Source organism: Polaribacter sp. Asnod6-C07 (assembly GCF_045063625.1).
Classification (GTDB): Bacteria; Bacteroidota; Bacteroidia; order Flavobacteriales; family Flavobacteriaceae; genus Polaribacter; species Polaribacter vadi_A.
This window is the reverse complement of the sequence record NZ_JBEFOF010000005.1, coordinates 2,365,424-2,385,489: the sequence shown is the minus strand read 5'-3', so window position 1 is coordinate 2,385,489 and position 20,066 is coordinate 2,365,424. Positions and strand designations below refer to the sequence as shown.

The window sequence follows — 20,066 nt, the reverse complement described above, 5'->3', positions numbered from 1 at the left end:
AAAATACCTTCAAAATTTTTAATTATTAGAAATATATTCTTCAATTGCATTAGTAACAAGCGTTTTAACTTCTTCCCATTTTTCAGAATTTCCTGTAAAAGTTCCATCCATATTAGAAATAATAAAGAAACCTGCAGAACCATCTTTTTTTAATTGTATTTGAGATGAAATACCTAAACTATTACCTCCATGCATTAAATAACCGTTATTCATATACCAGAATAAACCGTGATTTTCTGCAAATTCTGTAGGCACAATTCCGTTTTGTAATTGTTCAGAAAATAATAAACCATAATATTGATTCGAAAATAAAGTAGCAGATTCTCCTCTTGCTCCACGCATCATATCTAATAAATATTTACTCATATCATTACTGTTGCTATACAAACCACCTTCTACATAACCGTGATTTGCGTAATTTGGAAATGGTGTATTTACATCATAATATAAAGTTGCCATATTCTGAAAATCTACTTGATCTATATTAAAAGTAGAATTGTTCATTTGTAACGGATTTAATATATAATTAGCCACATATTCATCAAAAGAAACACCAGAGACAAACTCAATTATATAGCCTAATAACGAAGATGCATCATTAGAATAAGCCCAAGTTTCACCTGGTTCTGAGTCTAAATAATTATCTAAATTGTATAAATCTCCATCTTCATCAAAAATCTCTACTAAATATTCATCTAAATCTACTTGTTCCATTTGTTGAATGCCCAATTCATTTACCAAAATATTACCAATTGTTGTATTTACATCTTCATCCTTTAAAATGAAATAATTACTGCTGATGTAAGTGTCTGGAACATCAACAATACCAGAAGTATGTGTAACCAAATGTTTAATTTTTATGACTCCATTTGGGTTTTTAGGATTAATAATATCAATAGGTAAAAGATTATTAATGTTTGTCTCTAAAGTAAAATGACCTTGCTCAATTGCTTTTGCTGTAGCTGCCCCTAAAAACGTTTTACTTATTGATGCTAAGTTATTTACTGTTTGATTGGTGTAAGAAGTTTGATTGGCAATATTTGCATAGCCAAACGATTCTTGAAAAGCAATATTATTACCTAAACTTACATTTACTGTAAAGCCAGGAACTCCTTTTGTTTCAATAAGACTCTCTAAATATTCAGATAAATCTGCATTTGTTTTAATGCCTTCTAAAGATGGATTTTCGATGTTCTTATCATTTGTACAAGACATCATTAAAGTTGTGATTGATAATATTAGTATTATCGTAAAATAGCTAAGTGTTTTCATAATGATATTTTTAATTTATTTAAAATTTGATACTGCAAAATTGAAGTTAATGCGAGTGCCAATCGTTCGAAATTATAATTTAGAACATCTTTAAAATTTATTTTATACCAATTTGGCTGAAATAAAAAACACGAAACATAAACTAGTTATGTTTCGTGCTCTAAATATTTAAGAAGTGTTTTTTTTTAATTAAGTATTCTGAGACTTTACCCAATGGCTTGGAGTAATGCCTTCTATTTTTTTAAAGTAAGTATTAAACACACTTTTAGAGTTAAAACCACTATCATAAGCCAAACCTAAAATAGTAATGTGTTTAAATTTTGGGTTTAATGCTATGCTTTTAAAATGGTTTAATCGATATTTATTCATAAACTCGTTAAAGTTTATTCCCATAATTTCATTGATTAAAAAAGATAATTTATTAGGATGAACATCAACTTCATCTGCTAAAATATTTAAACTCAACTGAGAATTTAAATACGGTTCATTCTCTTTAAAATAGTCTAAAAGTTTTTCTTTAAAACTTTCTTGTTCTTCTTTATCAACTATAGCTTTAGAACTCTTTTTGGTTTTTACATCTAAAGTAATATCTTCTTTAAAAAGATTTGTTTGGTGTAAATTCTTGAATTCTGTATTTGTTTTTAACTTTTCTAATAAAGGATCGAATCTGTAATTTATTATTTGACCTCGTTTTTGATCTATGTATTTTTTCAGCAAATTAAAAGCAATTTCTTGGTGCTTAGTATTGGCTAAAATAAATAATTGTAAAGGTGCTAATTGCGTATCTTCTTTCTCTGCATTTACCCACTTTTCAATTTGATAATTAGGTATTTCTGATATACCTTCGTTAGCAACACTGTACAATAAATTATATAAGTCTATTGTTTTCTCGTTTTTTACAGCATCGTTAAACTCCTCTTTTCTGTTTAACCATATTAAACATAAAGCATGTAAATGATTGGCTAGTTCTAAATCTGGTCCAAAACTTATTGCTTTTCTTATATAATTTAAAGCAGTTTCAAAATCTTTTTTATAATAATAAATGTGTGCAAGCGTGTATAAATTATTTGCTGATAATGGATCTATTTCTAACAACCTTTTTGCATAAATAATTGCTTGTTTAAAAAAACCGTGGGCTATGAATAATTCAGCCATAGCTTCTAAACCATCTGTATAGTTAGGGTTAAATTCTAAAACTTTTTTAATATGAATATAAGCTGTTTTAAAATCCCACTCTCCCCACAAACTTCTACCCACAAAAGATTGAGGGTATTCTGGCAATTGTGTATCTATTTCTTTTGCTTTTAAAAAATATCCTATAGCTTTTTCTATACCTTCTTGATAAGGCATAAAGCCCCAAGCAGCTAATAAACCATAACATTGCAGATTTGCATAATATGCTTTTGCATAATTTTTATCAGCAGCAATTGCACTATCGTAAAATTCTATTGCAGTACGCATAGATTGTGGTGTCCATTGTAATTGAGAATAACGTCCTTTTAAGAAAAGTTCGTATGCATCTACACTATCTGTTGGTTTTTTTACTAAATGTTCTTGAATATCAAAATGCCCGAAATTATTACGAACTTCATTAGCAATTAATAAACTGATTTCATCTTGTAATTTAAATATATCTACAAGTTCTTTATCAAAATTTTTAGACCAATAATGGCTGCCATCTTTGGTGTCTATTAATTGTGCAGTTATTCTAACTCTATTATTTGCTTTTCTAACACTACCTTCTAATAAAGTGGAAACACTTAATTGTTTACCTACTTTTCTTACATCAATATTTTTACCTTTAAATGCAAAAGAAGATGTTCTTGCTATTACTTTTAGGTTTTGTATTTTAGTTAAAGCGTTTATAATTTCTTCAGTAATACCATCACTAAAGTATTCATTATCTGAATCGTTACTTAAATTAACGAAAGGTAAAACTGCTATGGATTTATTATTTTTCATTTGCAATTACTTAATTATAAATAAGAAGCCAAAAGCTTAACGCAAGATATACTTTTTTAAAAAGATAGAGATTTGATTTTGATTATTTAAACTCGATTTATAATTTATTACGAAATTAAAATCAATTGAATTTCTTGGTATTAAATTCACTTCTATTCCTTTTTTTGAACTCCGACAATATTAATAGTATTTGATTTTCCTTTTAAAACGATATTATCCATTCGTTTTAAAACAAAACTGTTTGACTCTAAGTTTTTTGCAATTAAATCTGACACCAATAAATCCATTTTAAATTCATTGCATAAATTTTGAATTCGAGCAGTTGTATTTAAAACATCGCCAGTAAAAAAGATTTCTTTTTTTAGAGCACCAATTTCTCCTACAGTAACTTCTCCTTTATGAACAGCAGCTTTAAACTCAGGAAAAACGTTATATTCTTTTAAATATTTGTCTTTTTTTTCTGATAACTTTTTCTTCATATCAAAAAAACAATTTACACTTTGCATTTCAGAATTAGCATTCTTGTTTTGCCAAGAAATTACAATTTCATCTCCTATATATTGATATACTTCTCCATTATAATTTAAAATAGATTCTGACAAATCATTATAATAAGACCTTAAAAAGTTAAAGTATTTTACATTGCCCAATGTTTCTGCAATTCGAGTAGAATCTTTCATATCAGTAAACATAAAAGTTCGGTTTTCTACAACTGGCTTATGATATTTACCAATAAAAAAGTTTAATAACACATTCTGACCAAGGTTGTCGCTAATTTCTGCATATAATAAAGATACAAGCATAGAAAATGCCAATTGAATGCTAGTACTAATGTTGGTAATGCTAAAAAAGAAGAGTTTATACCTTTCAAAAACAGCTAAACTAAACACCGATTTTTGCATTTCTATACTTGCTGCTAGTAGATAAAACACAAACGTTAAAAGATTCATCAACACCACATAAATTATAAATTTTCCAATTAATTTTGATGGAAAACTTTTTTTAACGAAAAATTTATTGATTAATCTTACTTCTAAAAACCCGACAAAACATCCAATAAAAAATATACTAATACTTGCAAAAAGAACAATTTCAGGAGTAATATAAATTGCTGATTTAGAGATTTCTTGGTTTATTGTAGTATTAATAGATGCATACTCAATCCATAAAAACAACAAACCTAACAGCAACCAAATGATACCAAAAGGAAGAATTTTTAAAAAAATTCTTTTGTATTTCATGGTTATAATTGACATCTGTAAAACTGATTTATCACAAATGTACAAAAGGATTATTTTGCATCAACTTCTATCATTATTTAATAAGTAATAAAATTCATATCAAATAAAAAATAATACTTATTCCCAAAAATTAGTATTAAAATAACTGTAATTTTTACAACCAAAAAATGATGTTATTCATGAAAATCAATAATTTTATAAAAAGACAATTTCAATATTTTAAAAATACTAAAAACCGTAGTTTGAACTACTTTTAGCTAATTAATTTTTAAAACCTTTACATCAAAGGGATACAATAAAATTCAGTCTCACTAATTTTTATGATTTAATAAACTTTATGTTTTTACAAAAAAGTAAAAACCCTTTAAAACATAGTTTTAAAGGGTTTGGATGATTAATTAAAATCTATCAGCGGAGAAAGAGGTTTCTGAACCTCCTTATATTATATCTGAAAATCAATGTTTTACAAAATTTTACTTAAAAAATGACACCGATTTAGACACCGAATTTTACCTACTAAAAAACACTAAATTGTATGATATAAAGATACTTAAATTAGCACTTTTTTCAAAGAGATTTTGATAGAAACTATGCTAATAAATGAACTAGTATTTTAAAAAGATATTTAAGAAGCTTTCAGAATTATTCTAGAATAAATTCTCAAGCTATTTTACCCTAAAATAAGATGAGCAACTTGTTCATATTTTATGCCTGTGTACTCACAAAATTCATCAATAGTTAAGAACTCTTTGGTGGTTTTGTTAAGCTCTGTTTTAATTTTGTGCACCAATCTAACACTTTGACGATAACTTTTACCAGTAATGATCTGAACGTCTTTTGGATAGATGCACACTCTTTGCATCTCTTTTTTCATATATTATCTATGCTTTTACTATGGTGTAACACTACCTCATCAATATACTGATTTTAAGTGAACTTACCCTAACTATTTATGACACTGAAAGTCATTTATTCCATTGGGTGACATCTGGAACTGCTCCTCCTTTTTTTATTGATTAAAAGCTCTAATATTTGAGTGTATAATCATTAAATATTAGAAATTATGGCAAGACAAAAAGGAATTATTAAACTAAAAGGTACTATTGGAGATATCACCTTTTACAAAACAAAAGATGGCCATTTGGCCAGAGAAAAAGGAGGAATAGATGCCCAAAGAATTGCTACAGATCCTGCGTTTCAAAGAACTCGAGAAAACGGTTCTGAATTTGGTAGAGCAGGAAAAGCCGGGAAAGTATTACGTGTTGCTATGCGTTTGCTTTTACTAAATGCTTCTGACAATAGAGTGGTAAGTAGATTGCACCAATCTATGGTAAAAGTGATTCAAGCAGATACTGTAAGTGAACGTGGATTAAGAAACGTAATTGATGGTGAAGCTGAATTATTGACTGGATTTGAATTCAACATCAATGGAAAACTAGGAACCAGTTTGTTTGCAGCATATACCTCAACCATTGATCGTGTTGCTGGAACATTGGATATTGACATTCCATCATTTGTACCTAGTACAATGATTGCAGCACCTAATGGAACTACTCATTTTAAAATAATTTCTGGAGGGGCAGAAATTGATTTTGAAAATGAAACGTCTGTTGTTGCAACCTCAGAAACTGCTATTTTACCTTGGGATGCTTCTGCTACAGCTGCAATCAACTTGAGTAACGCAGTTACTGCAAATAGTACACATCCTTTGTTTTTAGCATTAGGAGTTGAATTTTACCAAGAAGTAAATGGACAAATGTACCCATTGAAAAATGGTGCATATAATGCGCTGTCTTTGGTAAAAGTAGATGGTGGTGTATAATGCTATTCGTTTTACACAGAACCTATTTTCCTGAAGGTACACAAGGAATGCTACTTTTGGATGGACAGTTTATTTGCTACACGATTGAACTGCCTTGGATTCAAAATAAACGAAACATTTCTTGTGTTCCTGAAGGTTTATATACTTTACAAAAACGATACAGCTCAAAATTCAAGTATCATTTGCATTTGAAAAATGTTATTGGTAGAAGCTTGATTTTAATTCATCCAGCTAATAATGCAAAAAAAGAATTAGAGGGTTGTATTGCACCCGTAAGTTCTCATACAGGGATTGGAAAAGGAAATTCGTCAAGAAAAGCATTACATAAATTAACGAGTTTGGTTTTGCCAGTACTTGCTAAAAATACACCCGTGCAATTGCGAATTACCTCTTCCCTTTCCTATTTTAAAAGTCAACATTACAATTAAAAATATTTTATCATGAACATTCAAGAACGTGCAAAAGCACCTACACCTAAATTTTTCAAAGTTTTAAGAACTATTGGTTTGTCCTTACTAGCAATAAGTGGTAGTATTATGGCTGCACCCATTGCATTACCAGCTGCAGTAGTTACAGTTGCAGGATATGTTGCTGTTGCAGGAGGCATTATTTCTGCAGTAAGTCAAGTTACTGTTGAAGACTCTAAAGCAAAAAAAGATCAAGGACCATGAACAGCAACATCCAATTAAAAATAGGAACTGCCTCTGGTACTTTGTTAAGTATTAGTCCTGGAATATTTACGGAAGATATTGTGAAAACAATTATTTTAGCAGTGATTGGAGCAACCGTAAGTTTTATGGTTTCCTATTTCTTAAAAAAGATTACAAAGCATAAAAAATAAATTCAGTTTTGATGTGGTAACCTTTACTGAATAGATCCTGAAATAAATTCTGGAAATTAAAGTCCGATCATCTGATTGGACTTTTTTTTACGACTATTTTACTTTAGAATCATTTATAATGATTAAAAAATTGAATTCCCTTAACATAGGGCAATTATTATGTAAAGAAAATTCGATTTTCTTTACATAATGATTTCAAATGATCTAATTTTTGATTTTTTTATACATACTCCTTTTATTAGTGAATGTACCAAAAAAAACAAAAAATGGTACCTATAAAAAGAATGTGCGACTTTTTCTCCCACATTATAATGCATCCTATTTTTAAAAACTCTTCTAAAAAAATTCAATTTTCATTTTTTAAACAAAACAACTTTGATTCTTAATCCTTTTTGATTTGCTAATCGAATCATATTTTGAGTACCTCTACTCTTTCCATCCCAAAAAGCAATTAATACATCTGCAAATATTGCCATTTCTTTATTTCTGATGGGTCCTGCAGCTTTCCCGAATTTATTCCATTCTGCAGGAAACTTTATTAGGTTATAACCTTTTTCATTTGCATACTGGATTCCCAATTTGTCAGCACCTTTAAAATGATCACCAGATACAATTTCGATATTTTTTTGATCCTGGAGGAATTGGTCGCATTCTTTTTTTAGTTTTTGATAATCTGTGAAGTTTCTAGAACCGGCTATAATTACTTTCATGTTTTTTAATTTTATTAAGACCTTAGTAAAGCGATTTTTAATTTTGAAATAGTTGACAACTGTTGTTGCAAGTTTTCTTCAAAAGCCGTTATTTTTTTGAGTTTTTCAACTTTCATTTGCCATTGCTGCGCTTCATAATTTTGTAAAGCTGCATTGATTACTTTTTTAGCATCTGAGATACCAATAAAAGGAATCACAGATCCTTTTAAATAATAGGCAAAAATTTTCCTACTTTTAAGGATAGGCACAGGTAATACAGGGATTCTCTTTCTGCTCTTGTGGTTGTGATAATTACAAAGCAATTTGGACAAGGCTTTTCTAGCGGTTTGCCAGAATTTAGCCCTTTGCTCAAAATAAAAAAATGAGGAGTTGCGTACGTGCGACCTGGTTGGTGTGTTTTGATTTGAAAAGTTGACATGGGTATCCAATTTAAAATTATGCTTCGCTGCGCTTCGCACATAATTTTTTTGGAACTAAAAAGAGATATGCCTATATAAAAGTGCCTTGGATAGGCTGTCAAGGTTTTTAGATAAAAGTTTTTTTTATACAAATGCTGATTTAAAAAGAAAAAGGCTATTGAAAAAAGTTTTATTTAAAACCCGAAGGCCTTGACCTTTATAGCCTTTTAGCGTTGGATGAAGTGAGGCACTTATATTTGCTATCTTTTTTTATTTTATTCTACTTCTAAAATGTATGAATTAAGTGTAGCTTTTACCTCTATATGAAAAACGAAGGTAATTTTTATTAAAATTTACCCTTGTTCTTATTAATTAGATCCTTTTAGACATAAATATTATATTTAAAAGCATATAAAATTATATTATTTTACTATATTATATCTAAAAACATATAAATTAGTATATTTGCTTATATTTATATTTAAAAGCATATAATGGAGTTGTTATCAGAATTTGTAAAAAAACGCAGAAAAGAAGTACATCTTACCCAAGAGGAGTTTGCAGAACGAGCAGGAGTTGCTTTGACAGTAGTGCGTAAAATAGAACAAGGTAAAACCAATTTGAACTTAGAAAAAGTGAATTTGGTTTTGGCGATGTTTGGTCATGAATTAGCACCTGTAGAAAGAAAAAAGATAGACTATGAGACAAGGTAATGTATATTATAAAGACATACTTGCAGGTAAAATTACAGAAACTGCAGAAGGAGATTATGTTTTTACATATGATGCTACTTATGTAACCCAATACCCTAAACAATTTATCACATTTAGTATGCCTGTAAGGATTGAACCCTATACATCAGATCGATTGTTTCCTTTTTTTGAAGGATTGATACCAGAAGGATGGTTGTTAGAAATTGCCACCAAAAACTGGAAAATAAAAGCCAATGACAGAATGGGATTGTTGTTAGCTTGTTGTCAAAATTGTATTGGAGCTGTTAGTGTTGTACCTATAAAAGAAAACAATGATGTCTAAAAAAAACTGTTTGTATTGTTACAAAACATTGACTAATGAAGCTGATTTTCATGAAAAATGTGCGCTAGAATTCTTTGGAACCAAAGAAGTACCAAAGATTCCGTACAGTCTTGAAGATATGGGTGCACTCGCAAAAAATGTTGTAGAAAGAAGTATTGCAGTACCAGGAGTACAACCAAAACTATCTATGTCTTTAGTAAAAGATTCTGAAACTAAAGAAACACCAAGACTTACCGTAGTTGGTGCTTTGGGAGGACATTATATTTTTAAACCACCTACTCCTCAGTTTAGAGAAATGCCAGAAAATGAGCATTTGACCATGCGTATTGCTGAGGCTTTTGGTTTAAACACTGTACCTTCAAGTTTGATACGAATTGCCTCTGGAGAACTCGCTTATATTACGAAAAGAATTGATAGAACCACGGAAGGAGACAAAATACATATGCTGGATCTATTTCAAGTTACAGAAGCTTATGATAAGTACAAAGGTTCTATGGAAAAAGTAGGCAAAGCCATTGGGCTGTATTCTAGTAATACACTTCTTGATAAAATTTTCTTTTTTGAATTGACCTTATTTAGCTTTTTAACAGGTAATAATGACATGCACTTAAAGAACTTTTCTTTGATAGAAAGTGTTTCAGGATGGGTTCTTGCCCCAGCATATGATTTGTTAAATGTTAGCATTGTTTTACCAGAAGACACAGAAGAATTAGCTCTTACACTAGCAGGAAAAAAGAGAAAGTTACAAAAGGAACATTTTGAAAAACTAGGACAACTTTTAAATTTAACAGACAAACAAATTAAAAGTGTTTTTAAACGAATGTTCAAAAATAAAACGAAAGCGAATCAATTGATCAACGCTTCTTTTTTATCTGATGAAATGAAAACAGCTTACAAAACTGTATTAGAAAAAAGATATCAACGTATTGAATAATTGAAACTAACTTTCAGACTCAACCTGGGTAGGTGGAGGTAATTAGGGATGTTGTAGAAATACCATTTAAAGCATATAATGTTACTCCTCTTTCATTTTAATTTGGCAATATTTGCGTTAAAAATACTCGACTTAAAACAATTATGCCTCTGTTTTTTACCTTAATCTTGGCAAATTAACTCTAAAATACTTCCTAAAATTATATGCTTTAACTGGTATGTGGAAAAAATAAATAAAGGGTATTTTAGAAAAAATACTCTTTTTTTATGCGCGGTGTTGAGGTGGTTAAATGGAATGAGAGAAAGGAAACCGAAGTTGCTGGATGAAAGGAAGCATTGAGGTGTCTTGAATGAATGGAATGAAACTACCACAAACACATGGCAAACATTACTAATTGCTGTAACCTACGCCTTAACAACGCGACAAGCTGGCCTCTTCACTAAAACAGTCTACTAGACTGTTTCTTAACGTTCGATCCGGTGGGGAAAGTGGACTAAAATTTATTACTTAGCGAAATGAAACAAACAAAGACTTGAGATAAGGAATACTTGGACTTAGCGATGGTTTTGTGCAGCTTGAATGAGATAAGGAATGTTATTTGTAATTGAAGTATATTTTTACTATTTTTAAAGTCAAGTGAGTTCAATCTCACTTTCTTTTTCATAGCAATTTCCCACCTCTCCACGATGTGGGTTTTTTGATTAAAAAAACTGCATTAACGAATACCTAGTGCGTTGGCAGCAGTGAAAATAAGTGTATTACTTTTTATTTTTCTTATACGATTTCTATTGATGTTTTTGCTAAAAGTGGTTGCTGGTACTTGATATTCATTATGATTATACCTCTATATTTTGTATTGCTTTTTCTTTTATAAAAATTAATACAGCATCCGCATTTGGTAAAAACTGCCTTAACTAATTTCCTAAAAAATAAAAAGTTATACTCTTATTGGCTTTTTTTGATTTTATAGGTGCTTTATAGTTTTTCTGAAATTTACTACCTTAAGTTTACCTGTTATTATTTTGAATTTATTGTAAGCATAAGCACTTATATAAACAATGCAACAAAGTAAAAATGTGATTTAATTGTATGGACTTTATTAAATACTTACTAGGTGAGCGTTGGGAGTGCGGCTATTTAGTTCACGACTGTTCTATTTTTACGGGAGTTCATGAATAGCCACAAATTTGATTTAAAAGCACTAATTAAGCGGCTGGAAGCGGCTATTTTACATAATGGCGTTATAGGGCAGAAAGTGAATGAATGTACCTATAACTGCGCATTATGTAACTTAGCTTTGGGGAGTTTTGTGTTTTATGAAAACAATAACAAAGATTGCTTTTTATAGTTGTGTTTGAGTGAGCGAAAATACAAGCTGTAAAATGCAAGTACCTAGAGAATATTAAAACGCTAAACTTGAGTTGGCACTTGGAACAAACCAAAATACAGAGGTTTTTGAGGAATAAGAAAACTGAATTTGGTTTGAGTTGGGTTTATTCTTCCCAAATAATACTAATAATGGTTTTGTATTGCTTTATGGGTATACAATATTCCATAAAATCTGAATCTTCCTGATCTTCATAAAGTTTAAACCAGGTAGAACGCTCTATTTCTTGAGCTTTTTCATCACCTTTGTATATAAATTCATAATCTGCATCAATATATTCTTTTGCAACTGAATCTTCTGGAGGTGAAAGTTTTGTAACGTCTTTTAACCACCCTTTTAAATCAGGAGATTTTCTCCAATATCTAACTATGCCATCAGAGATAAAAACAACTAATAATGGAAAAACATCTAAAGCTATTAATCTATAAACTACAGAAGTTAAACTAGTTTGAAACCTAATTGATATTGCCTTAATTAAAGATGGGGAAAAAGGTTTGCGTTCAATAAATTTTCGAAAAACAGTTTCCGGCATCAATAATTCAGAAGCAAAATCATTTGCTTCATATTCTTGTAAACCCCTTTTTGCTTGGTCTTCTACTTTAAACCAATTTAGAGTTTTAGAATTATCTGTATGAATTTCTAATTTATCGTGTAAAAAGTAGTGACCTAGTTCGTGTGCCACTACGTAGCGTATTCTTTCAGCATAAGGTATTAGTGAATTGACTTTAATTATGGTTTTTGTTTTACCTCTAATTATTTTACCATCAGCATTATTTAAAGGTTCTGAAATAAAAATTATACCAAAACCACTGACTAATTCTGAATTTGAAAGTTCAGTTATTTCATCAAAACCAATTTCATTTAAGATTTCTTTGGCTTTGTTTTTGCCTTTACTATTCGTTTTCAAGTAACTCAATTATTTCAATTAAATTTTGATCTTTGATTATATCTTTTATCTCATCAGGACTTAGTTTATCTAATTTATTGTATTGAACTACTAATTGGTTTTCTCTAATAAGATTATTTAAATAAGCAATTGGTTTTTCTAAACCTTTATTGATAGCTTCTTGAAATGATTCTGTAGCTTTAAGTAAAAGGTTTTCATTTTTTTCTTTGTTAATAGTAGAACTTAGTTTAAATTTTAATTGTTTAATCATTTTGTTCTGACGCACACGATTATCATCCAAATTAACGCCGTAATCAGATAAATTTTGACGAATATCATTGATGTTACCGTAAAGATAATTTTCAGTAATACCTTTGTCTATTATTTTTTTAAGCTTATCCATTTTTCTTTTAACTTGATAGTTTTTCTAGAAAGTGTTTTAACTGAGTTATTTATTTCTGTAGTACTTTTTCCGCATAGTTCAGCTATTTCTTTAGGCTTATAATAACCTGATAACCAGCATTCAAATATATCTATTTCTAATTTTTTTGCTCCTTGCTCTCTTAAAGATTTAATTACATCTTGAGATATATCTTCAAAATCTATATCTGGAGGTTCGTCTTCTGTAGCAATTCCATCTAATAAAATAAAATCATTTACTTCAATTAAATATATTTCTTGTTCTGAGGATTGCGAATTGTCTTGGTTATTTTTTTGTTTCCTAAAGAAATTGTACAAATCACTTTTTAAAGCACCAAAGATAAAATCTTCAAAAGAAACATTTTCCATATTCCATTTCCTAACACCTGTTAATGCTTTGACTAAAACATCATTACAGAAATCCATATAATCGAATCCATCTTTCTTATTTTTTGATTTATCATAAAAGCGAGAACGGACATAGTTTTCCATTCTATCAAAAAGTTCGTTTAAATCGATAGAATCAAGGTGGTCAAGAATTTCTTTTTTACTTGCTACAGCCATATTTCAATAGAGTATGCTCATTATGATTAAAAAATATCCACGTTAATGGAAAAAAAATAAAACATATGAGCATATACAATTGTAAAAAGAATACAATATACTCCTCATTTTTTTTATTAGTTGTGGCAAAATATAAAAAATTATGAGCATAGTCCTTTAAATAGTTAAATATTAATCTTATAAACATTAAAAAAATGGCTAAAAACGCACCCACAGGAGATAACGCAAGAAAAGGAGCAGTCAAAGGACGTTCACAAGTATTAAATCCTAAAACAAATCTTTATGTAAAGAGAGATGCAGAAACAGGAAGGTTTATGGATGTAAAAACTACTGGAGGAAAGTTTAAAGGAGTACGTAAAGAAAAATAAATTAAAAAAATGAATATTATGAAAAATTATGATGCATTATTTAATAGTCTGGAACCAATAGATGTCATTGTAGCTAAAAAAAGAGTTGGTTTAGGAAGAATTTTAAATCACTACATCGTCTATTTAGGTAATGGGATATTTGTTGGAAACTTAAAGGGAAGCGTAAAACAAGTTACATATACTGAGCTCTTTGAATTATTGAATGTTTATGAACCTATAAAAATAAGAAAGTTTTCTGGTAATCATTTTGATGCAAATGAAGCTGTAAAAAGAGTGAAACAAAAATTAGGACAACCATATAGTTTTTTAGGATTCAATTGTGAACATTTCGCTAATTGGGTACAGTATGGTAAAGAAACTAGTAGTCAAGTTACTAATGGTTTTCTAATATTGGCTGGTTTAGTCACTTTAAAATTAATTACTGGCGGAGATGGAAAAAGATAGATTGAAATATACTATAAATAGATTTGATCACTATTTTGATAGTGTTAATAATAAAACTGCTGTTTATATAGCAATAAATACTTTTATTACTGGTGGTGTTATTGTATTGCTTACACAGACTGATATTGTTAAAGACTTAATAATTGTTGGACAAGTTATTGTTTGGTTGTTATTAATTACTGGTATTATAAATTTAATTGTACTATCTATTGCAAGCATCCCTTTTTTTTCAACCAAACCAAAATCTATCTACTATTTTGGAGCGATATCTAAAATGACACAATCTGATTTTAATAAAACTTCCAAAAATTATACACAAAAAGAAGAATTAAAAGATTTAAGGTCACAAGCTTTTGTTCTTTCAGAAGGCTTAACAAAAAAATTTACAAAACTAAAATTAGCAGGAATATTATTAGTGATTCAATTTTCTATGCTATTATTAATTTTAATAACCATATTAATTAAACTTTAAATAAAGAGTTATGAGCATTTTTAACCCATATTTGGATGTTATCAAAAAAGCAATAGATAAAGATCCAAAACAACAATATATTAGACTTCATTCAGAACAACCAGAAACTGATTTTGATACAAGTTATATAAAAGCATTGCGAAATGAATTACCTGGTTTAGAAAAATTAAATGAGTCCTCTCGTATAGTTAAAGGCCTTAATGCATTAGAAATAGAGAACTTACCAAGATTAGGAAATCATCCTGATTTTGCAGACTTAAGAAATACATCAGATACAGAAAAGCATTGGATTATATCAGCTTTTGTTGATGTGCAAAAAAGCACTCAACTACATAATCGCTTTACTCTTGCAACTGCAGCATTAATTACTGAAAGTATTGTAAAGGCTTCTATTTTTGCAGTTAATTTATGTGGCGGATATGTACATAGAATACAAGGAGATGGTTTAATGGTTTATTTTGGAGGAAAAAAAATTGATAAAGGACAAGCTACAAAAGATGCTTTAAAAGCTTTTGCAATGATTTCTTACTTTGTGAAAAATGATTTAAAAGAGTATTTTGATTCAATGAATATCAAAGACATATCCACAAGAACTGGTATTGATTTAGGACACGATAGCCAAGTCCTTTGGATGTATTCAGGATTGAGTAATTCTGGAGAAGTGACTACGTGTAGTCTACATACAAGTCTTGCTCCTAAAATGCAAGCAAATGCAATTTCAAACGGAATCGTTACAGGGCAAAACATTATTAATCAAATTTCTTCTTCTGATAAGTATTTTAAAGTAAAGTCTAAACCTATATGGGATTATGAAGATGGACGATTTTATAATCAATATGATTTCAACTGGGAAAAATATCTTGTGGATAATGATTTTGCAAAACAAAATATCGATAGTGACTTGATTTTAAGTATTGGAAATCCGAAAACTCCAATATTAAATCCAGCTCATTTAAGCCCTATTGCAGAGATAAATAAACCCTATTATAAGTTTTAATGAACTCTTGTTTAAAGAAAGATGCTAAAGATTTTTTAGCAAAGTATTTTAATTTTAGCATTAATAACGAAATGGAAACGAAAAATTGTTTAGTTATAGATGGTGTTATTGATATTATAGATACCGAAGGTGATTTTTGGCAGAATTATAAAATAAGAATGTTTTTACCAAAATTAAATTATCCACACATTCTCCCAGAAGTTTTTGAAATAAGTTCTAAAATAGATAGAGATATAAAGTATCATATTGATACAAATGGAAAATGTTGTTTGGATATCTACCATAGATTAGCTTTGGCTCAAAGAAGAGGAATAAATATTATTGATTTTTATAAAAAATTTGTTTATCCTTTTTTTGCTAATCATCAATTTAAAATTGAAACTGATTCTTATGCAAATGGCGAATATGATCACGATATAGCTGGTGTAATACAATATTATAAAGAAGAGTTTCAACTTACTGATTTTAAAACTATTATAAAATACCTTGAATGTTCTTTAGGGGTTTTAAAAGCTGAACGCAATAGAGAGTGCCCTATATGTGGTAAACCAAAATATAAAAAATGTTGTGCTATGAAAGTTGAAAAATTAAAGAGCTATGGAAACAAATTATTAATTACGGATTTAAAAATCTTCAACGAGATATTATCAAAACCAATTTTATGATTGCAACTTAAATTAAACGTTTTTTCCTTGTCAAAATATAAAAACTTCAGTTCTACAACTTCTTTATGCGAAACATCTAATTCCTTTTTTAATATAGTAGCTATTAATTCATTTATACTTAAATCGTATTAAATGAATATTATCTAAATATAAATACTAATATTTATAATTGCTTTAACTCATAAAATTTTCCAATTATTAACACTATCTCTTTATTCAATTATTGAAAAGTGATTACTTCTTATTAATAATTGTTATCATCTTTAGATTTAAAGTATACCTAACAGGTCTTGTTTTTTTTATAAACAAACCTTTTTCTACTCCTAGCTTTAACCATTCATCCACTTGTTTAGGAGTTAATTTGAAATGACTTATTATTTTAGTTTTATCTATTTCATTTTCTTTGAAAACAAGAAATAATTTATGAATAAAAAAATCAAAAAGTGTAGCTTCATCAAAATTAATTTGCTTTAGTTCTAAACTACTATTTGTTTTAGATTGACTCTTACTAGATAAGACGTTTTTGTTATCATTTTTCTTATCAAGCTCAACTTTATTTATACTTATTTCGTTGAATAAATCACCTTGCTTAACTACTACGGGAGTTTTAAATGACTTTACTGCTAAATCTTTTACATTTATTCTTAAATCTTCTGGAAGCCATTTTGATCCCAAATTAACAACAGCTTCATTTCCTTTATTCTGTTTTTTATCTTGAGAATTAACAACCCACAATTGGACCCATTTATTTTTAATATTTTCTTTTGCTCCTTCCCAAGTACCTCCTTTTGTTTCTGACTTAATAACTATTGTTGCATTAGAGGTGCCGTAAATTAATTTGTTTCTTCCCATTGCATTACCCACATTAAAACCAGCCTCTGGGTTATAAGGTGAAATTAAAACCAGCCTATTATCAACGATACTTTCCCTATAAATTTTTGTTGACGACTTTTTCAATAAGCTATCTGCAAGTATTCCTAAAACGTACCCTTTAAGAGATAAAGCACCCACCATAGAATGCTCATCAACACCTCTTGCACCGCCAGAAATAACACCACAGTTTTGATTTACAATTTGCTTAACAATGTACTTGGTATTATCTATATCTTGTATTGATAACTTTCTAGAACCGACAATTCCTATATAGTTTTTATTTAAAAGTTCTTTATTACCAACCCCAAAAAGTATTGGTGGAACACGGTCTTTTAAATTATTTTTTAAATTTTCAGGATATTCTTTGTCTCCCCTATTAATTACCCAAATGCCTGCCTTAAACCATTTTTCTAATTTAATAGCTAATGCCATTTTACGATCTAGCAATGCTATAATTCTATCTTTATCAATAGATCTATCTTCCCAATTAATCAAAAGTTTATTTAAATCAATTGTCAAAAGGTTTTCTGGTTTTAATTTATTTTCTTGTAACCAACGTACAAACCTATTCCATTCTAATAAAGCAAGTGGCTTATTCTTTTTATCTAAATCCTTTGAGAAATAAGATGTAAGTAGTAATATGGCTTTTGTCCTTTCTGAAATCATTCTATTCGCTTACTGATGTTGATGTTAGGGCTATCGGAATAACAATTCCTGAACCTGCTTTTCTTAATAATGTTGCTGCTATAGTAAAAGTCCACCTAGAATCTACAGCATCGTCAAACAAAAATACAGGTTTATTTTGAACATCCCCATCTATTTGAAAAACACCATCTAAATTCTTACATTGATGATAACTATTTTCTTGTTCTTTTTGGGGCTCAGTATCTTTTACTTTTACAATAATTGGTCTAAAAGGAATTCTTAATTTTGCCGCCAGTCTTTCTGCAAAATTAGGCACTAATTCTGGGTTCCTTAAAGACGGTATACATGTTAACCATTCTGGAAAAGGATTTGGACTCCATCTTTTTATAATCATATCACACATTGCATCAACCAATTCATCACTAAAGTAACCATGATGTTTATCATCTGCAACCATTTTACCCCAACCTGCATCACCCCATCTAGATAACACTTTCCCTTTTTCTGCTTGTAAATTTTTAGATAAATTACCTCTCCATTCATATTCAGGCAATGCATTTCTTGCTATTTGTTTTCTAGGCTCAATATCAAACTCAGAATGTTTTAAATATATAGAAGCCTCTAACACGTTACTTTGAGAGGCTATATTGCGTAAAATATTTTCATTTAAACAATTCACACACTGTCCGCAAGATTGCACATCTTCATCATCTAATTCACTTTGCAAAAACATCATCAAACACTCTTTCGATTCTATATAATTTTGCACAATATTCCACTCTATTAACCGCTGATTTGTCAATCTTTCAATTTTATCAGTATCCATTGAATAATTAATGGCTGTTCTTTGCCATTGTGTACCAATTTTAACAATGGGAGAAGGCTCCTCTACACTCAAATATTTTATTGTTTTTGTAATCTGACTATATTTTACATTTAAAAGTTCTTGTAATTTAGGAATAGACAATCCATCATGATCCTCAATAGCTTCTAAAATTTGTTCTACTATTTGTTCTGGCGGAAATGCACCTTCTCTAAAATAGCGGTGAACATCTGCATCTTCTTGTCCTGATAATAAAATACCATATGCGCTTTTTATTGCACGACCTGCACGACCAACTTGTTGGTAATATCCAATAATAGAACCTGGTGCTTGGAAGTGAATCACGAAATTTAAATCTGGTTTATCATAACCCATACCTAAAGCAGTAGAAGCTACCAAAACTTTTATCTCATTATTATATAATGAATCCTCTAAAAATTCTCTGTAGGCAGTAGAATTATCAAAATTCTCATGTTTAACATCCGAATAATAAGCAGCAGCATCAATGTTGCAATCATTTAGCCATTGTGTAACAGTTCTAGCATCACGTTTTGTTAATACATATACAATACCACTTCCTTCCATATTAGGTATATTCTCTTTTAACCATGCTAAACGTGATGCTTGGTCTTTTAACTTAATATTCTGTAGTTTTAAACTTGCTCTTGTTAATCCACCTCTAATAGTCTTTATACCTCCCAATTGTTCTTGAACATCACTTACTACTCTATCATTAGCTGTTGCTGTTGTTGCCAAAATAGGCATACCATTGGGCATCGCTTTTAAGATACCAACAATACGTCTATAATCTGGCCTAAAATCATGGCCCCAATCTGAAATACAATGCGCTTCGTCTACAACAAACAAACCAATTTTATCTGCAATTGGAAACAGAATTTCATCCATAAATCGATCATTAGCTAAACGTTCTGGTGAAATTAATAAAGTATCTATATTATCTTTTAATACTTCATTTTGAATGGCTTTCCAATCATCAAAATTTGTTGAATTTATGGAAACTGCTTTTATCCCTAAACGCTCTGCTGCCTCAATTTGGTTTCGCATTAAAGCTAATAATGGTGAAATAATAATTGTGGGGCCTCTACCTTGCTCTCTTAATAATTTACTACTTATAAAATAAACAGAACTTTTACCCCAACCTGTTCTTTGAATAACTAGTAGTTTTTCTTTATTTACTGTAAGTTTTTCAATGGCCTCCCATTGTCCTTCCCTAAATGTTGCAGTAGGCATATTTATAGACCTACGTAACATATTCAATGCTCTTTCTTTACTCATTTTTTTTGCAA

General features: G+C 29.4%; 22 protein-coding genes and 1 pseudogene. 12 read left to right on the top strand and 11 right to left on the bottom strand.

What is annotated here, in order from left to right:
• Positions 1-18 precede the first annotated feature (18 nt).
• The 4 genes from ACJJVK_RS10215 to ACJJVK_RS10200 all read right to left on the bottom strand — a co-directional run bounded on the left by ACJJVK_RS10215 (position 19) and on the right by ACJJVK_RS10200 (position 5,349).
• Complete coding sequence (locus ACJJVK_RS10215) at positions 19-1,272, bottom strand: serine hydrolase domain-containing protein (protein ID WP_405565765.1); 1,254 nt, start codon at positions 1,270-1,272, stop codon at positions 19-21.
• Between the two features lie 189 nt (positions 1,273-1,461).
• Entirely contained in the window at positions 1,462-3,234 is a 1,773-nt protein-coding gene (locus ACJJVK_RS10210) for a helix-turn-helix domain-containing protein (protein ID WP_405565764.1), read from the bottom strand.
• 152 nt (positions 3,235-3,386) lie between these two features.
• A complete protein-coding gene (locus ACJJVK_RS10205; protein ID WP_405565763.1) occupies positions 3,387-4,490 on the bottom strand; it encodes an adenylate/guanylate cyclase domain-containing protein in 1,104 nt (367 codons plus the stop codon).
• A 655-nt stretch (positions 4,491-5,145) separates the two neighbouring features.
• Positions 5,146-5,349, bottom strand: coding sequence for a hypothetical protein (locus ACJJVK_RS10200; RefSeq protein ID WP_299051714.1), 204 nt, complete (start codon positions 5,347-5,349; stop codon positions 5,146-5,148).
• A gap of 189 nt (positions 5,350-5,538) precedes the next feature.
• Between ACJJVK_RS10200 and ACJJVK_RS10195 the strand changes: the two genes are divergently transcribed.
• The 4 genes from ACJJVK_RS10195 to ACJJVK_RS10180 are packed head-to-tail and all read left to right on the top strand — an operon-like array spanning position 5,539 to position 7,138.
• Positions 5,539-6,297, top strand: coding sequence for a hypothetical protein (locus tag ACJJVK_RS10195; protein ID WP_405565761.1), 759 nt, complete (start codon positions 5,539-5,541; stop codon positions 6,295-6,297).
• A complete protein-coding gene (locus tag ACJJVK_RS10190; RefSeq protein ID WP_405565759.1) occupies positions 6,297-6,725 on the top strand; it encodes a DUF5675 family protein in 429 nt (142 codons plus the stop codon). The genes ACJJVK_RS10195 and ACJJVK_RS10190 overlap by 1 nt, the downstream gene beginning before the upstream one ends.
• A 12-nt stretch (positions 6,726-6,737) precedes the next feature.
• Positions 6,738-6,968, top strand: a complete 231-nt coding sequence (locus ACJJVK_RS10185; RefSeq protein WP_405565757.1) for a hypothetical protein — start codon at positions 6,738-6,740, stop codon at positions 6,966-6,968.
• Entirely contained in the window at positions 6,965-7,138 is a 174-nt protein-coding gene (locus ACJJVK_RS10180) for a hypothetical protein (protein WP_405565755.1), read from the top strand. The genes ACJJVK_RS10185 and ACJJVK_RS10180 overlap by 4 nt, the downstream gene beginning before the upstream one ends.
• 353 nt (positions 7,139-7,491) lie before the next feature.
• On the opposite strand, the gene ACJJVK_RS10175 is transcribed toward ACJJVK_RS10180, so the two are convergent.
• Together ACJJVK_RS10175 and ACJJVK_RS10170 are read right to left on the bottom strand one after the other, a co-directional pair.
• The gene (locus tag ACJJVK_RS10175) at positions 7,492-7,848 is read right to left on the bottom strand and encodes a DUF2493 domain-containing protein (RefSeq protein WP_405565754.1); all 357 of its coding nucleotides are present in this window, start codon (positions 7,846-7,848) and stop codon (positions 7,492-7,494) included.
• A 14-nt stretch (positions 7,849-7,862) separates the two neighbouring features.
• Positions 7,863-8,266 (bottom strand): annotated as a pseudogene (locus ACJJVK_RS10170) (DUF6943 family protein).
• A gap of 474 nt (positions 8,267-8,740) precedes the next feature.
• Between ACJJVK_RS10170 and ACJJVK_RS10165 the strand changes: the two are divergent.
• The 3 genes from ACJJVK_RS10165 to ACJJVK_RS10155 are packed head-to-tail and all read left to right on the top strand — an operon-like array spanning position 8,741 to position 10,215.
• Complete coding sequence (locus ACJJVK_RS10165) at positions 8,741-8,959, top strand: helix-turn-helix domain-containing protein (RefSeq protein ID WP_405565751.1); 219 nt, start codon at positions 8,741-8,743, stop codon at positions 8,957-8,959.
• Positions 8,946-9,281 carry a HipA N-terminal domain-containing protein gene (locus tag ACJJVK_RS10160; protein WP_405565749.1) on the top strand — a complete coding sequence of 112 codons (336 nt, stop codon included), beginning with the start codon at positions 8,946-8,948 and terminating at the stop codon, positions 9,279-9,281. Before ACJJVK_RS10165 ends, ACJJVK_RS10160 begins: the two co-directional genes overlap by 14 nt.
• A complete protein-coding gene (locus ACJJVK_RS10155) occupies positions 9,271-10,215 on the top strand; it encodes a HipA domain-containing protein (protein ID WP_405565746.1) in 945 nt (314 codons plus the stop codon). The genes ACJJVK_RS10160 and ACJJVK_RS10155 overlap by 11 nt, the downstream gene beginning before the upstream one ends.
• Before the next feature lie 1,493 nt (positions 10,216-11,708).
• Here ACJJVK_RS10155 and ACJJVK_RS10150 read toward each other — a convergent pair.
• Genes ACJJVK_RS10150 through ACJJVK_RS10140 form a run of 3 tightly spaced genes read right to left on the bottom strand, consistent with a single transcriptional unit; the run spans position 11,709 to position 13,472 of the window.
• Complete coding sequence (locus ACJJVK_RS10150; RefSeq protein WP_405565744.1) at positions 11,709-12,518, bottom strand: ImmA/IrrE family metallo-endopeptidase; 810 nt, start codon at positions 12,516-12,518, stop codon at positions 11,709-11,711.
• Positions 12,496-12,891, bottom strand: a complete 396-nt coding sequence (locus ACJJVK_RS10145) for a hypothetical protein (RefSeq protein ID WP_405565742.1) — start codon at positions 12,889-12,891, stop codon at positions 12,496-12,498. The genes ACJJVK_RS10150 and ACJJVK_RS10145 overlap by 23 nt, the downstream gene beginning before the upstream one ends.
• On the bottom strand, positions 12,870-13,472 hold the full coding sequence (locus ACJJVK_RS10140; RefSeq protein WP_405565740.1) for a hypothetical protein: 603 nt from the start codon (positions 13,470-13,472) through the stop codon (positions 12,870-12,872). Before ACJJVK_RS10140 ends, ACJJVK_RS10145 begins: the two co-directional genes overlap by 22 nt.
• Before the next feature lie 194 nt (positions 13,473-13,666).
• Here ACJJVK_RS10140 and ACJJVK_RS10135 point away from each other — a divergent pair, with 194 nt between their 5' ends.
• The 5 genes from ACJJVK_RS10135 to ACJJVK_RS10115 all read left to right on the top strand — a co-directional run bounded on the left by ACJJVK_RS10135 (position 13,667) and on the right by ACJJVK_RS10115 (position 16,418).
• Complete coding sequence (locus tag ACJJVK_RS10135; RefSeq protein ID WP_405565737.1) at positions 13,667-13,840, top strand: hypothetical protein; 174 nt, start codon at positions 13,667-13,669, stop codon at positions 13,838-13,840.
• Between the two features lie 18 nt (positions 13,841-13,858).
• On the top strand, positions 13,859-14,284 hold the full coding sequence (locus tag ACJJVK_RS10130) for a lecithin retinol acyltransferase family protein (protein ID WP_405565734.1): 426 nt from the start codon (positions 13,859-13,861) through the stop codon (positions 14,282-14,284).
• Positions 14,271-14,756 (top strand): Pycsar system effector family protein, encoded by a 486-nt coding sequence (locus ACJJVK_RS10125; RefSeq protein WP_405565731.1) that lies wholly within the window; start codon positions 14,271-14,273, stop codon positions 14,754-14,756. Before ACJJVK_RS10130 ends, ACJJVK_RS10125 begins: the two co-directional genes overlap by 14 nt.
• 10 nt (positions 14,757-14,766) lie before the next feature.
• Positions 14,767-15,753, top strand: coding sequence for a hypothetical protein (locus ACJJVK_RS10120; RefSeq protein WP_405565729.1), 987 nt, complete (start codon positions 14,767-14,769; stop codon positions 15,751-15,753).
• Positions 15,754-15,824: 71 nt separating this feature from the next.
• Entirely contained in the window at positions 15,825-16,418 is a 594-nt protein-coding gene (locus tag ACJJVK_RS10115; protein ID WP_405565726.1) for a hypothetical protein, read from the top strand.
• A gap of 234 nt (positions 16,419-16,652) precedes the next feature.
• Here the strand turns inward: ACJJVK_RS10115 and ACJJVK_RS10110 are convergent, their stop codons facing one another.
• Both ACJJVK_RS10110 and ACJJVK_RS10105 read right to left on the bottom strand, forming a co-directional pair.
• Positions 16,653-17,957, bottom strand: a complete 1,305-nt coding sequence (locus ACJJVK_RS10110) for a DNA-processing protein DprA (RefSeq protein ID WP_405565725.1) — start codon at positions 17,955-17,957, stop codon at positions 16,653-16,655.
• A gap of 1 nt (position 17,958) precedes the next feature.
• Positions 17,959-20,055, bottom strand: a complete 2,097-nt coding sequence (locus ACJJVK_RS10105) for a RecQ family ATP-dependent DNA helicase (protein ID WP_405565722.1) — start codon at positions 20,053-20,055, stop codon at positions 17,959-17,961.
• Between the last annotated feature and the right edge of the window lie 11 nt (positions 20,056-20,066).